Here is a 14,026-nt window from a genome sequence, read left to right as displayed (position 1 = left end):
TTCATTTTATTCGTTTGCGGCGCGCATAATATCGGCAAACACACCACTGGCCGTTACATCTGCCCCGGCTCCTGCTCCCTTTATCACCAAAGGCTGCTCCGGGTAGCGGGCCGTGTAAAACAGCACCACGTTATCTTTCCCGTACAGGTGGTACAGATCATTACCGGGCTTTATATGCTGTAAGCCAACAGACGCTTTCCCGTCCTTTAATTCGGCCACAAACTTTAGCTGGCTGTTATCTGCACGGGCGGCATCCAGCAGGTTGCTGAAATGCGCTTCCTCCGCTGCCATGCATTTATAAAATTCCTCCACGCTGCCTTTCATACAGGAGGCGGGCATAAAAGAATGGTTCACGATGTCTTCCATCTCCAGCTCAAACCCGCTTTCCCTGGCCAGGATCAGGATCTTACGCATTACATCCACCCCGCTCAGGTCCAGGCGCGGGTCCGGTTCCGTATAACCTTCCTCCTGGGCCTGCTTTACCACCTCTGCAAATTTTCTTGTACCATCATAGTGATTAAATACAAAATTCAATGTTCCGCTCAATACGGCCTGTATGCTTTTTATTTCATCACCGCTTCTTCTCAGGTCGTTCAGTGTGCCAATCACCGGAAGCGCGGCGCCCACATTGGTCTCAAACAAAAAGCGCGCGTTATACACATGTGCCAGCTCTTTTAGTTTTTTATATTCCGTAAAAGGAGATGCGGCTGCAATTTTATTACAGGCAACCACGGAAATACTTTTCTGCAATAATTTTCCATAGGCTTTTGCTACCTCCTGATTGGCCGTTACATCCACAAAAATAGAATTACGCAGGTTCCGTTTTATGATCTCATTGGTAAAATCAGAAAGAGAAGCCGGCTCCCCTGCCGCCAGTGATTCTTTCCAGCCGCTTAAGGAAATACCATGCTCCTTAAAAAGCATTTTACGGCTGTTACTGATGCCCACCACGCTTACGTTCAGCTTTAAATGCTGTTTTAAAAAGGCATGCTGCTGCTTTAACTGATCCATCAGTTTGGCGCCCACATTTCCCAGCCCCATAATAAACAGGTTGAGCTGCTTATAAGAGGTTTCAAAAAATTCTTCGTGCAGTACATTGATGGCTTTACGCACATCATCGGTAGCAATAACGGTGCTGATGTTCTTTTCTGATGAGCCCTGCGCTATTGCCCGGATGTTGATGCCGTTGCGCCCCATTGCCCCAAACATGCGGCCGCTTACACCGGGCAGGCTTTTCATTTGTTCGCCCACCAGTGCCACAATAGACAGGTTGGTTTCTACTTTCAGCGGCTCTACTTTTTTCAGCAGGATCTCATCTGCAAAAGCTTTGTCAACAACCAACCTGGCTCTTTCCAGGTAGCGCTGGTCGATCGCCACACAAATGGAATGCTCTGATGAGCTTTGGGTAATCAGCACCACGTTGATGCGTTCCTGGCTCAGCGCCTCAAACAGTCTTTTTGAAAACCCCGGAATGCCGATCATTCCACTGCCTTCCAGGCTGATCAGTGCAATATTGTTGACACTGGAAATACCGCTTACAATATGCTCCCGGATGGTTTTTAATTCTTTTGATTTACCTCCCACAATGGTACCCGGCATTTCAGGCGCAAACGTATTTTTCACATACAACGGAATGTTCTTGCTCATCACCGGCTGAATGGTAGGCGGGTAAAGCACTTTGGCCCCGAAATGTGAAAGCTCCATCGCCTCGCTGTAGGAAATATGCTCAATTACTTTTGCATTAGGCGCCATGCGGGGGTCGGCGGTCATCATTCCGTTTACATCTTTCCATACCTGCAGGGAGGTAGCGTCTACTGCGGCGGCAATGAGCGCGGCTGTATAGTCAGACCCGCCCCGGCCCAAGGTGGTGGTAACACCGTTGCCATCCCTTCCTATAAACCCCGGCACTACAAATACATTACTCTTGTTCTCTTTAAAATATTTGCGGATCTCCTTTTCAGTAATTGCCAGATCCACTTCGGCATTGGTAAAATCGCTGTTGGTAAAAATAAACTCGCGGGCATCTTTCCATAATACCTGCATGTCGCCCTGCTTAAATGCAGCAGCAATGATCTGTGAGGAAAGCCACTCCCCATAGGCCGCTAAACGGTCCAGGTTTTTTGGCGTAATTTCCCTGAGCAAAAAAATGCCGTTGCAGATCTCTTCAATTTCATTGGTGGCTTTTTTTACAAGGCTCAGTAATGCGCTTTGGGATGCCACCGGCATCAATGCCCTTACCGCCTCAAAATGGCGCTGTTCTATTTCCCTGATCTGCTCCTGGTAAACGGTATGACCATTTGCGGCCTCCTTACCTGCCTGTAGCAGCAGATCCGTAATGCCGCCTAACGCGGAAACCACCACCACAATCGAATCTTTTTTTGCCGCGTTGCTTACAATGGCAGCTACTTTTTTTATATTATTGGCATTGGCTACGGATGAGCCGCCAAACTTAAAAACCTGCATGAAAAAATTTTAGAACGTAAAAGAAAGTCTTTTGAAAAACGGCCTTTGGCCCAGTGGAGGATATAGCAGCTTACAACCCGCAAGGGGTTGTGATAATAGTGGTGGTAGTTCCGTTAACGGAACCCGTATTCATTTGGATATTTTGAACTTCATATTGCATTTTGCAAGATATTGGCGCAATATAAGACAGAATTTTTGAATATTATCAATTTTAATCATTTTTTTAAAAATTTCTGCCCTGTTGTTTTTGGTTTTGCAACGAAAAGCCCCGGGGCCGCGTCCTTCTTCACAGCAATACCTGCTTTTTATATTTTTATATAATAATTACTTAAAATACAAGGGGTAACTGATGAGGCAGGAAAAATCAGGTTGCGTTTTTAAAAATTAGGCATTGCTTTTGCAATGGATGGAACAAAGTTTTGAACAAAAGCTGATGCGGAGACTTTAAAGGATCTTATTATGAAAGGAAAATTATTTTTGCCAATTGCTGTACTGGGTACGGTATTCTTTTTTTCAAGCTGCGTAAGCAATAAAAAATTTGCCTCGCTGCAAAGTGATTATGCTAACCTGAACCAGCGTTACCAGACCAGCCAGGTAGACCTGGCATCCAGTCAGCAACGCGTTAAAAGTTTGGAGGAGCAGCTGGAACAGGAACGCGCCAATAACGCCTCTTTAAAAAAGGCACTGGCGGCGTTACAGGGCTCTCTGGATAAAAGCATCACCCAGGGTGGGGTAAACATATCCAAGCTGGTGGATGAGATCAACTCCTCCAATAAATACATCCAGCACCTGGTGAATGAAAAGAACAAAAGCGATTCCCTGTTAATGGTGCTGACCAACAACCTTACCCGATCTCTTAGCCGGGATGAGCTGAAGGATGTTGATATTAAAGTGCTGAAAGGCGTTGTGTATATTTCCCTGTCAGATAATATGCTGTATAAATCCGGCAGCTATGAAATATCAGAAAAAGCGGGTGAAACATTAAGCAAGATTGCCAAGATCATTATGGATTATAAGGATTACGAAGTGCTGGTAGAGGGTAACACGGATAATGTGCCCATCAATCGCCCCAACATCCGTAACAACTGGGATCTGAGTTCCCTGCGGGCCTCCTCTGTGGTGCAGGCATTGCAAAACACCTATGGGGTTGATCCGAAACGCCTGACGGTTGGCGGACGTGGTGAATACAACCCGGTGGCGGATAACAATACCGATGAAGGAAGAACAAGGAACCGGAGAACCGAGATCATTATTACGCCGAAGCTGGATCAGTTCATGGAGCTGATCGACAAGGCACCTGAAACAAAACAGGAACCGGTACCGGCTGCACAGCCACAACAACAGCAGCCACAGCCGGAACAGCAACAGCCGCAACAACAGCAACAGCAATAGAGACATAGCAATTAGTTATACAATAAGCCGCCTGAACCCGGGCGGCTTTTTTTTGCGTTTTTGGAAAATGGGATAATTATACTTTCGTCATGCTGAGCGGAGCCGAAGCATCCCTGTAACATAAACAACACCAAAAATCCGACGCGCCAATCCAAATAATATAATTTTGTATCATGCAAAAAGGAGGCTTCATATACATACTAACAAACAAACTAAGAACGGTCCTCTATATCGGCGTCACGTCCAATCTTCGGTCGAGGTTATGGGAACACGAGCAGCACGAAACACCCGGTAGCTTTACGGATCAATACAATGCAACATTACTGATCTATTATGAGTGGTTCAATACGATTAATTCGGCAATAGAAAGAGAAAAACAATTGAAGGGATGGATCAGAAAAAAGAAAGAGCAATTGATTGCACGAAAAAATCCACAATGGAAGGTTTTTAATGAGGAGATTTCTAAGGAGATATACAGTCTTTTATACTGAGCAATTATACTCACGTCATGCGAAGCCGAAGCATCCCTGTAATAACAAACTCTCCGATAATTGAGAGACCCTTCCGCTCCGCTGCGCTTCGGTCAGGGTGACGGACGATTACACTCGCGTCATGCTGAGCGAAGCCGAAGCATCCCTGTGATAACGGGCTCTCCGACATCCGTGAGACCCTTCGGCTTCATTCCATTCAGGGTGACGGACGATTACACTCACGTCATGCCGAGCGCAGCCGAGGCATCCCTGTAATAACGAACTCTCCGATAATTGAGAGACCCTTCGGCTTCATTTCATTTCGCAGGGTGACGGAACAATGATTACACTCACGTCATGCCGAGCGCAGCCGAGGCATCTCCTCAATTAAGAAGATCCCTCGGCTCCTTTGCCGGTTGACGCATACGCTCAGAATGACGACAGGAAGGTCTGTCATTGCTACATCGATTGAGCCGGCTTTAAATGCCCGCCAATGTGCAGCACCTCCCGCACATCAATCAAATGGGCGGCTTCCACCAGCTTTACCAGGTAAATATACAGACGCAGCAGACCCGGGCCGCTATCATCCGCCTCAACGGCCAGCGCATACTCCAATGCCTGCTCCACCTGCTGCCGCCACTTTTCAACCGGCTGATCCTTAAAAAAACGCCGGAACACGGCATAAGGATTCTGATACTCCTTTGCTGTTAAGGCTTTGGGCAGGTAATCCCACTCCGCACAGGGGGCATTGGAGCGGGCATACAGCCGCCTGTCCATAAACTGCTCCGGTGTTATTTGCAGCCCGCTGGTTTTCTTTTGCCGGTATAATTGGTGCGCGGCAAGCAGTACAGAAGTAACGGCCTTAAACATACCCAATGCAGCGGCAGGGTCTTCCTTATGGTACACTTTGCTGCTGGCGGCGGATAGCAGCACCTGCCGGATGGTTTTTCTAAAGGCACCGATGGGCGCATAAAAAAAGCAGGCGGCAAAAACCTGGTAAGGATCAGTAATGCTTTCGCAGCTCCAGCACCGGGTTTCAAACGGGTCTTTTGGGGTTTTGTTTTTCATGAGTTTTTATTTTAGGGTAAAGTGTTTTTTCATCATTCCGACCGAGCGGAAGAATCCTTACATGTACCAAGAGGTGACCTCAGATGCCTTGGCCTGAATAGGTCCATCGACAAAGGGGTTCTCCGAATATGTTAGACAATAACAGCCCCAAACATAGAAATTCCACAGTTGAGTGTCCGCCAGTTGGCGGGCCTACTACTATGCACTGAAGCTGATAGATATTCCTTCCCGGAATCGTGCCGTAACCGATTCCGGGGGCCCTTTTTGCGATCCTTTTTGGGCAAACAAAAAGGATCAGAAAAATTGATTCCATAAAGCACTTCTTTCGTCCCTTTGCCTTGATGCAAAGGGACCCAAAAATCAAGGCCAAACGAATGCTCCACCGTTTGGCCGGCCACGCACATGAACACCCGACACGAAAAGCGACCTGCTGCATTCTCCGGGCGCGTGGGCTGAAGACACTGCTGCCTGACGATCGACCTGTCCTTACTGCGCTGATTTTCTTTGAGGTATGCTTTTTCAAAAAACAATGATTCATTACAAAGAAAATAGGCGCTGTGCAATGTGCTGATTATTGCCAGTCCTGATTCGAAATCACAAACAATATCACCCCGAGCCGTCCTGCGCTTGCGCCGTACCGGGGAAAGCCGTAATAATTTCCCCGGATGCATCACTTATAACGGTAAGCACGCTGACCGTGCGGCCGGTGGTATCATAGCCCAGCGGCGTGCCCGCATCCCACACACGTTGCAGCAGGCCGCTATCCTCCCCTGAAGGTTCGGGCAGGGGCTGCGGTGGTTGCTGGTAAGCATCCCTTATGGCGGCTGCAATAGCGGGTATGGAAATAGTGAACTTGCCGGCCAGCGGGTGGCGCGGCACCTTATAATAATGGCGCTCCAGAATATGGGCCAGCGCAGTAGCGGTAAGGTACCAGCTTTTGCGCAGCAGGCGCTTACGGTTCTTTACCGGCAGCTGCCATATAAGGCCCTCCTGCTGTTGTTGCAGCCAGGTTTGCGTATCTGCCAGCAGGAACAGCACCTGCAGCCATTGTGCCTCATTAAAAGGGGTGTTGATGTTTTGTACGGGTGTAACAACGGCGTTGTCCATAACAAAAAAGTTTTAGGTGGGCACCCGCACAAAAAGGCGTGGTGCTCAACTTACCGCATTAGAGGCCCTGAGAAGCCCAGCAACGGATAAGAGAGCCCACGCACAGGTCGTGGGCATTCTGCTTATCATCTCGTTCCTATTGAAAATTCTCAGGTTTCAAGTCGAGACTTAAAGCGAATGCTTCAAATGAGTTTATGAAGTATCGCGAAAATAATTTTAATTCATACCAAATATAAACAATTATTTTAAAACAAGTCAAATTTGACGTGATATTTTTTTCAAAGTCATCTCACCTTCACAATAGTGAATGTAAAAAATCCAAAATACGGAAAAGCATTTGGGGAAAACCTAAAAAAGTTGCGGAATGCAAAAAAGCTATCAAGAGAAACTCTTGGAGCTATGGCTGGCATTGAAGCAAAGCAAATTTACCTCATAGAAGTAAAAGGACAAAGCCCTACCGTTGCTACTCTTGTCGCTTTAGCTTTGGCAATGAAATTGCATCCCAAAAAGCTGTTGGATTTTGAGTTTGAGTTTGAGGAATGAATTTGTAGGTGAAAGTTTTGATGTTAGCCAACCTATTGCCAATGCGATATTTGTGACTGTTATTTTTGACCATTACTCTTTTAAACACAGCAATAACTTCTGATCATTTATTCTTTTTATTTGATCAGGAAACTTAAACCCTGCTACCATTCCCTCCAATAAATGTATCGCCTCCTTTGTTAAACAGAATTTTTCAACATTCAGTAATGCCCATTCAATATACTGATTGTTTTGAAGAAATGCTTGCTCAACTGTATATCCCTTATGCTTACCAAAGGTCAACTTTGAGAAAATAGACAAAGCCTTATTTAAACGTTTTCGATACTGGTCTGATAATTTTTTGTCTTTGTTTATTTCGGCATCTTCAATAAATGTCCATTGGTAACACCCACAGCATGGAATTAATTTTTCATTACGCCATTGTTCATCATACTCGAAACGATCTGAATTTTGTCCGTTAACTACCGGATAGCCGAAAGCCTTTCCATAAGGTAACTTTTCACATTCAATCCTTTCAACAACTGCATGTTGTTCTTCGCCCCAATGGTCACGTCTTACAGCAAACGGAGTCTGACGTCCTATGCCATCCCATATTTCAAATATGTTTAAGCTCATAGAATTTATAAATTATTGTCATCTACGGTCAGGATATCTATAAAGGTCGGAAAATATCGATCCAAAAGTTGAGAATTTATATGTCAGCCCACCTTTCCTAAACACTTATGTCGGGCGTAGTTATTCTTCGAATAAACTTCGTGTCGGTCTTCTTTTATAATTTTCAATTAGGTAAATAATTGCTCTTTCTAATCGCATTAGTGCTCTGTCTAAATCTAGATTTTCTGTCATTACTTCTTCTGGCAATTTTGAAATTGCCATTTTCAAATTCTTAAACCCAAAATCTAAATCCCTCGCAATCTTGGTATCAATTTTAAAATTTGGACTAAACTCTTTTAATATGTAAGAAATATATTGTGGTGGTAATATAGCTTCTGGATTTCGTAATATCTTAAATTGTTCTCTCGTTAGTTCCAATATTTCTTCAACAGCTTCATTAGATTTCGTTTCAATTTTATCTTGTGTTTTAGCATTAGCCTTGTTGGTTGTTGCTTCCTTTAGTATTGGGTCAAGTTTTGATTTTAGCTGTTCGTACCAAACGTCAAATGTCATTTTCAGCTTTGCTTCATCAAGTTTATCTTTTCCAAGAACATTGTTTATACTCAAGACAAGTTTTAATAGATCTTTCTTATCATACAATGTTGATTGAAACTGTAGCAAAGGGCTTTTCTTTAGGTCAGAAGGTTTCAAACCAAATAAAAAAGGTGAAACATTGCTAGTACTAAAGGCTTTTGATAATGCGCCCGCTTCAAAATTTAACCAAGGCGCGTCGATATTTAATGGTGTCACACATAAAATGCCAAAAGAAGAATTTTCTAACTCTTTAGCAATGTCAATACTCCACCTAGAACCCTTATCTATGTCTTCTGAAGAAACATAAGGTTCTACTGATTGAATAACAAAAGGTAGCCATTCCCTGAATTCTATGGCAATTTTATGACTTAGGTCACCTGACCAACTTAAAAATATTTTCATTTTATTTTGTCTTACTTTTTTAGTGCTTTGGTCGTTCTATAATTACGCCCAACTCGCCGATTATCGCAATTACTAACGTTTATAGTCGTTTGTAAACGCTTACACACGGGCCATGCCATCGCTTTTATTAGTTAAAAATTTATTTTTTCCGCAACCGTTCTGGCATTTGTGCTTTAGCAGTTTCAATTTTTACAAATGGTTGTTTTGCTAATATACTCAATTTTTACAATTTATAAAAAATCCTCTACGGCGGTTTAGGCAAATATATTTTCTGCACAAAGCATATTTTTACGGGAACCCGTAAGCGCATTCGCCCTTACCCAATTTGCGCATTTACCGGGCTGGCGGTGTACCTGTATTGGTGCAGCACAAACGGGGTTATCGTATTCCATGTGAGTTACTTATTCCCAGTACTTTTCCGTTATGCGCATCAATCTTCAGCGTTTCCCGCACAAAAGTAAGCCCGTTGTCCTTAATGGTTCGTTCAAAACACCAGGTTAATGAACCTGCGTCCGAACTATAATCCAACGTTATTTTACCCGTCTTTTCAGTAAAACCGCTCTTTTTTGCAATTAGTAATGCGGATTTGCGTGCTATTATATTCGCCTTTTCCGGGTGAGAACTAATATCCGGCAGTTCTATTTCCTTTGCAATATTTCCATTTTTATCAAGAACGATTTTGGCGGTGTATAACCCGATTCCTTTTTCCGGAGCCTGAAACGAAAAGCATAAATAATAGCTATAAGGCACCCACTGGTAATACCTGGCCCTGGGGTTTACTATATATAATCTGTCCAGATCAACAATTTGCCCGCCATTGAGCTTTAGCTTTGAATAGAACTTTTTACCCAACCGGTTTAGTAAATGTTTTTCCAGTTTTTCCCGGATGCTATCCGGCAGATCAGTAAGCGATTCCGGCGTCCCGGGTTCATAATCCCCAAACTCAACAGTAGAACAACCACCGTAACTGTAACCAGGTATTTTTTGAATCGCTTTTTTATCAGGGAAAATAAAAATTGTATAAACCTTATTGGAACGTAAATCTATTTCTTTTTTTAAAGATCTGAAACCTTCTGCATCAATCCATAACTGATAGGTGGCATTACTATCCGGCACGATCCGCGGTGTAAAGACGCCCAGGCTATCCGTTACGTCAATATCTGCCAGGGCATCTCCATCCTTTATAATGCTGCAGGTTTCTTCTTTGACCGGTTGTTTGGTTATCCCGTTAATTACTTTAAATGCAACCTGCGCATAGCCGGATGCAAAAAAATAAAATATAAGGATTACAAGGATAGATGTTTGTTTCATTAATTACTCTTAATTTTTAGATCGGCGTAATGAACAAATTTAGAATTGCTTTGGCGTCTTTTGGCTTTTTAGTTCGTTTGATTACTCCAGCGGTTGCTTTCCAATTTGCGCATCTGCCTGGCAGGCAGTGTATGTATATTGGAGACCAAGCATATACAATACAATCTTTTATTATAGGTTATTTTTTACACCACGTTCATTAAGTATTTTTTTTAACAGGAGCATGTCGCCTGCTGAAATGTCTTTCAACGGCACCAGGCTTGCCATATTCCGGGTTTGCCAAAAAAGTATCCACCTTTTGGTTTTAGTAACCCTGAAAATCTTATCCCAGGTCATGGTCATATTAAATGATTCCCCGTTAATAACCAGGTTTTGATCGTCAAAAACATATTCTACCTGTTCATGCATCCGGCGATTATTCTTAAAATCCCTTTTAGACGCTACATATACAAAAACAGGGAGCACAACCAGGAAGATGAATGGAAATAGAAACACGTTTGGCATATCCGGTTTTACTATTTCCGGAAACAAGAGTGAAAAGAGTACCGTTAAAATCATCAGCCCTGTAACGATTTTCATAACCCATTTTCTATAAAGGACGTAAAAACCAAATTGGATAATGTCGCTTTCAGAAAGTTTTGTAACTATTTTCATGGAGCAGTTTTTTCGAAAATACTTACTCTTTTACGATTAGCAAAATCCGCCGGGCGGGTGGTGCAGGTACCTGCATTGGTAGAACAAGGAGGACAGGTGGGCACCTACTTTACAGGCCCGGGACAGCCGCTTCTCAGTCCACCGGCAGCAGCGTACCCACCACCCGGTTATACATAGGTACCTTAAAGCCTACCCTGCCTACTTAAAAGCACCCCATACCCACCCAATACCTAAACCGCCGAAGCAAAAACCTCCGGCGTTGCAGCAAAAAGCTTTGCCAGCCTACCTGAAAGCCGCGCGCGCAAAGCTTTTTTTATACCCCGGGGTACCCTTTAACCTTCGACGCTGAAGGCAGAAGGGTGGGGTTGTCCACCTGTGGAGGTGGCCTGCCTGAGAAAAAAGTTTCAAAAATTCAGGTTTTTGCTTCGCGCGCGCAGGTAAAAGCTGCACGGCCCCGGATTTCAGGTGCCCGTGGGTACCCCGCAGGTGGGGGTGGTACCTGTTTACCCGTTTCTTCAACGCTCATTACTTAAAAAATCAACCAAAAAAATGATCCCCCGGACGAATATTCCGGAGTTGTATTACTCACTGCACATTGCATTGTTCCTGAACTTGTTTAAACTTTTCAATTTTGCCGTACGCAGCCGGGAAAAATGTCGTCCTGAGGCAATCATAAAAGCGTTGCTATTAAGTTTATTGGGATGACAATTTTTTCAATCGTCATCCCGACCACAGCCGAAGCATCCCTGTAATAACAAACTCCCCGATAATTGAGAGCCCCCCCGTCCGAACGGCGTTTAGCCGGGCGGGCTTCCGCTCCGCTGCGCTTCGGTCAGGGTGATGTTGCGTGTGGGGACGTCAGGCATTCAGGTCAGTGTGATGGTGGTGCAGGAAAGGCGTTCTATGACCAGTGGTACGGTTCACGAAGGAGTAAGGGTGCATAAAGGTGTAGCTCCTGTCTGAATCTCTATTTAGAGAACGCTTGTGCTTGCTTTTATTCGGGTTTTATTTTCACGATTTTATTATCACGAATGATAACCAATTCGCTGTTTTTGGCTTTTTTGAATTCGATCAATTTTTCGTAGACTTTTTCAAGTCCTTTAAGAATCCGATTTTTTTCGTCTATTTGAATTTCAGTTGTTGTCATAGTAATTTTTTAAAAGGTTAAACTTGATGTGATTTACAATATTTAAGACACCGTCAATTTGTTTGTCGGCCAAAAGCTCATGTCTGCCTTCCGAATTGTCAAAGATCAATACTCCGTCAACAATTGGAAAATAAATATCGAACAAATTTTTAATTCCTCTAATATATTCTTCGTTCAATCACCTCCGGCTCAATATTGTGCCCGCCTTCTGCTACTCTTGTTTACGCTTTGGCGAGATTTTGTATGCTGCGATGAAAAGGTGTTTTGAGAAGCAAGCGCAAAGAGATTAAAAAAGTCCCCTGACTTCAGTAGCTTGCTGGGAGATTACGACACAATTCCGGAAGGGCACCACCCCGCCCTACTTGCTTTGCCCCTGTGCCACGGTCAGTGCCCTCACTGACCGGGAGGAGATAATTTTGATACCGGCTCAATAGGAACGGAGCGCAGACAATCATGAGACCCTTCCGCTCCGCTGCGCTTCGGTCAGGGTGACGACACTTTTTTTGCCATTACGCTCACGTCATGCCTGCCTGCGGTAGGCACAGGCTGAGCAAATCCCGTGATTGCGGGAGTACTGTGCGACGCCCGCCTGAGCGCCGGTACGGACGGGCAAGACCGCTGCCGGAAGCACTGAAGCCGGGCCAATAAAAAAAATGTTATTTGTTGTGGATGCAGCCCAGGTTTTAATTAAAAATCCCGTTCATTTCCGTTAGTATAACGGGCTTGCCGCCGGTTACCATTATAGTATGCTCATGCTGGGCCATATAGCCGCCTTTATTGCCTACCAGCGTCCATCCATCGTTCAGCTCCGTTGCATAGGTGGAGTGGGTAGCAATAAACGTTTCAATGGCTACAACGGAGTTCTTTTTAAAACGCCGCTGATCAAACCGGTCTTTGTAATTGAGTAACGCTTCCGGCTGCTCATGCAGGCTGCGGCCAATGCCATGCCCACCCAGGTTTTTGATAACCATAAAGCCCTGCTTTTTTGCTGCCGTTTCCATTAAGTGACCCACGTCTGCAATTTTGACCCCGCCTTTAATATGGTCTATGGCCTGTTTTAATATTGCTTTAGAAGCTGCTACTAATTTTTGATGTTGATGCATATCCTGCCCCAAAACAAAGGAAGCGCCATTGTCTGCCCAAAAGCCGTTCAGCTCCGCAGATACATCAATATTTACCAGGTCGCCTTCTTTTAAGATCCGCTTGTGCGATGGTATGCCGTGGCAGAATTCATTATTAATACTGATACAGGTGCACCCGGGAAACCCATAGGTTAAATACGGAGCAGACCTTGCGCCAAAATCTGCTAAAATTTTTGCTCCATAATCATCCAACTCTTTTGTGCTCATTCCCGGCCGGGCATAGTCCATCATTTGTTTTAGTGTATGGGCAACGGCTTTGCCGGCGTTTTGCATACCTGCCAGCTCCGATTCTTTTGTTATGGACATGTTTTATTTTTTTAGACCTAAGTAGGTTTAGCGGTAAAATTACCGCTTTAATTTCTTTTTGTAACTGCACCTTTGCCGGCGGCTGTATAACATTTCTGGTTTGATGAGGACACAAAGCATGACCTTTTGCCGTGCCGATAGCTATCGGGATTGACGAAGGGCATGGTTGCAATCGAATCATGGTTCGCAGTTCGGCAAGCTGTTAATGACAAGTGTTGTAAGTTATTGGAAATGAATCTACATAAGGAACGTCATTCCGACCGAATGGAGCAGAGCGGAATGAGCGGAGGAATCTCTCTGAGAATACAGAGATCCCTCGGCTGCGCTGCCAATGACGCATTTGTAAGTAACTGATTTGTAATACCTTTTTTCCATTTACTTGTATATCTTATTTAAAACTCCCCTGGTATTTTTTTATTTGTACCTTTTTGCTTGTCCAAAAAGGTACCCAAAAAAGACTTCCGAAATCGGTTACGGCACGATTTCGGGGGGAACTTCTATCAGCTTCAGCATATAGTGGTATGTTCCGCTTTCAGCGAAACGCTCAGCTGTTGAATTACTATCATTAAGCTGATATAGCCCTACATTTAGAAACCTCTTTCAACTTGAAAGAATAAATACATACGTCATCATCACATTGATTTTGCAACGCAAATTGATATCTCGGGATGACGATTAAAAAAAATTTGTCATCCGAATGAACTTAAATGCAATGTTTTTATGGTTGCCTCACTATGACAGGCTCACCATGACAATCATTTTTGTCATTTTAATGAGTATAAAAGCAACGCTTTTATGGTTGGCAGTTAATGACAAGTGTTGCAAGTTGTTGG

General features: G+C 44.1%; 12 protein-coding genes. 3 read left to right on the top strand and 9 right to left on the bottom strand.

Translation table 11 applies throughout. The features are described from left to right. Nucleotides 1-6 precede the first annotated feature (6 nt). Nucleotides 7-2,463 carry a bifunctional aspartate kinase/homoserine dehydrogenase I gene (gene thrA / locus A8C56_RS03915; protein ID WP_067752324.1) on the bottom strand — a complete coding sequence of 819 codons (2,457 nt, stop codon included), beginning with the start codon at nt 2,461-2,463 and terminating at the stop codon, nt 7-9. A gap of 459 nt (nt 2,464-2,922) precedes the next feature. Here thrA and A8C56_RS03910 point away from each other — a divergent pair, with 459 nt between their 5' ends. Together A8C56_RS03910 and A8C56_RS03905 are read left to right on the top strand one after the other, a co-directional pair. Further along, the gene (locus A8C56_RS03910) at nt 2,923-3,855 is read left to right on the top strand and encodes an OmpA/MotB family protein (protein WP_067752321.1); all 933 of its coding nucleotides are present in this window, start codon (nt 2,923-2,925) and stop codon (nt 3,853-3,855) included. A gap of 173 nt (nt 3,856-4,028) precedes the next feature. Beyond that, nucleotides 4,029-4,346 carry a GIY-YIG nuclease family protein gene (locus A8C56_RS03905; RefSeq protein WP_067752318.1) on the top strand — a complete coding sequence of 106 codons (318 nt, stop codon included), beginning with the start codon at nt 4,029-4,031 and terminating at the stop codon, nt 4,344-4,346. 438 nt (nt 4,347-4,784) lie between these two features. Here the strand turns inward: A8C56_RS03905 and A8C56_RS03900 are convergent, their stop codons facing one another. Both A8C56_RS03900 and A8C56_RS03895 read right to left on the bottom strand, forming a co-directional pair. Beyond that, on the bottom strand, nt 4,785-5,393 hold the full coding sequence (locus tag A8C56_RS03900; protein WP_067752315.1) for a hypothetical protein: 609 nt from the start codon (nt 5,391-5,393) through the stop codon (nt 4,785-4,787). 606 nt (nt 5,394-5,999) lie between these two features. Continuing rightward, nucleotides 6,000-6,500 carry a hypothetical protein gene (locus A8C56_RS03895; RefSeq protein ID WP_067752312.1) on the bottom strand — a complete coding sequence of 167 codons (501 nt, stop codon included), beginning with the start codon at nt 6,498-6,500 and terminating at the stop codon, nt 6,000-6,002. A gap of 303 nt (nt 6,501-6,803) precedes the next feature. Here A8C56_RS03895 and A8C56_RS03890 point away from each other — a divergent pair, with 303 nt between their 5' ends. Further along, nucleotides 6,804-7,043 (top strand): helix-turn-helix domain-containing protein, encoded by a 240-nt coding sequence (locus A8C56_RS03890; RefSeq protein ID WP_067752310.1) that lies wholly within the window; start codon nt 6,804-6,806, stop codon nt 7,041-7,043. 72 nt (nt 7,044-7,115) lie between these two features. Here A8C56_RS03890 and A8C56_RS03885 read toward each other — a convergent pair whose 3' ends face one another. The 6 genes from A8C56_RS03885 to map all read right to left on the bottom strand — a co-directional run bounded on the left by A8C56_RS03885 (nt 7,116) and on the right by map (nt 13,193). Further along, the gene (locus A8C56_RS03885) at nt 7,116-7,658 is read right to left on the bottom strand and encodes an exodeoxyribonuclease X C-terminal domain-containing protein (protein WP_067752307.1); all 543 of its coding nucleotides are present in this window, start codon (nt 7,656-7,658) and stop codon (nt 7,116-7,118) included. Nucleotides 7,659-7,778: 120 nt separating this feature from the next. Then, entirely contained in the window at nt 7,779-8,633 is an 855-nt protein-coding gene (locus tag A8C56_RS03880; protein WP_067752303.1) for a TIR domain-containing protein, read from the bottom strand. A 378-nt stretch (nt 8,634-9,011) separates the two neighbouring features. Continuing rightward, complete coding sequence (locus tag A8C56_RS03875; RefSeq protein WP_067752300.1) at nt 9,012-9,944, bottom strand: hypothetical protein; 933 nt, start codon at nt 9,942-9,944, stop codon at nt 9,012-9,014. 171 nt (nt 9,945-10,115) lie between these two features. Further along, nucleotides 10,116-10,523, bottom strand: a complete 408-nt coding sequence (locus A8C56_RS03870; protein ID WP_157097870.1) for a YcxB family protein — start codon at nt 10,521-10,523, stop codon at nt 10,116-10,118. Between the two features lie 1,069 nt (nt 10,524-11,592). Next, entirely contained in the window at nt 11,593-11,745 is a 153-nt protein-coding gene (locus A8C56_RS24630) for a hypothetical protein (protein ID WP_169818744.1), read from the bottom strand. Between the two features lie 683 nt (nt 11,746-12,428). Continuing rightward, entirely contained in the window at nt 12,429-13,193 is a 765-nt protein-coding gene (gene map, locus A8C56_RS03860; protein WP_067752294.1) for a type I methionyl aminopeptidase, read from the bottom strand. Between the last annotated feature and the right edge of the window lie 833 nt (nt 13,194-14,026).

This window comes from Niabella ginsenosidivorans (assembly GCF_001654455.1).
Taxonomy (GTDB): Bacteria; Bacteroidota; Bacteroidia; order Chitinophagales; family Chitinophagaceae; genus Niabella; species Niabella ginsenosidivorans.
Note: the sequence above shows the minus strand (reverse complement) of the source record. Positions and strands in the feature narration are given on the sequence as shown.

Excerpts from the sequence above, each read along its gene's own strand:
- A8C56_RS03905 (WP_067752318.1), top strand. The coding sequence starts at position 4,029 with ATGCAAAAAGGAGGCTTCATATACATACTAACAAACAAACTAAGAACG.
- thrA (WP_067752324.1), bottom strand. The coding sequence starts at position 2,463 with ATGCAGGTTTTTAAGTTTGGCGGCTCATCCGTAGCCAATGCCAATAAT.
- map (WP_067752294.1), bottom strand. The coding sequence starts at position 13,193 with ATGTCCATAACAAAAGAATCGGAGCTGGCAGGTATGCAAAACGCCGGC.
- A8C56_RS03880 (WP_067752303.1), bottom strand. The coding sequence starts at position 8,633 with ATGAAAATATTTTTAAGTTGGTCAGGTGACCTAAGTCATAAAATTGCC.
- A8C56_RS03895 (WP_067752312.1), bottom strand. The coding sequence starts at position 6,500 with ATGGACAACGCCGTTGTTACACCCGTACAAAACATCAACACCCCTTTT.
- A8C56_RS03885 (WP_067752307.1), bottom strand. The coding sequence starts at position 7,658 with ATGAGCTTAAACATATTTGAAATATGGGATGGCATAGGACGTCAGACT.
- A8C56_RS03875 (WP_067752300.1), bottom strand. The coding sequence starts at position 9,944 with ATGAAACAAACATCTATCCTTGTAATCCTTATATTTTATTTTTTTGCA.
- A8C56_RS03900 (WP_067752315.1), bottom strand. The coding sequence starts at position 5,393 with ATGAAAAACAAAACCCCAAAAGACCCGTTTGAAACCCGGTGCTGGAGC.
- A8C56_RS03870 (WP_157097870.1), bottom strand. The coding sequence starts at position 10,523 with ATGAAAATCGTTACAGGGCTGATGATTTTAACGGTACTCTTTTCACTC.
- A8C56_RS24630 (WP_169818744.1), bottom strand. The coding sequence starts at position 11,745 with ATGACAACAACTGAAATTCAAATAGACGAAAAAAATCGGATTCTTAAA.
- A8C56_RS03910 (WP_067752321.1), top strand. The coding sequence starts at position 2,923 with ATGAAAGGAAAATTATTTTTGCCAATTGCTGTACTGGGTACGGTATTC.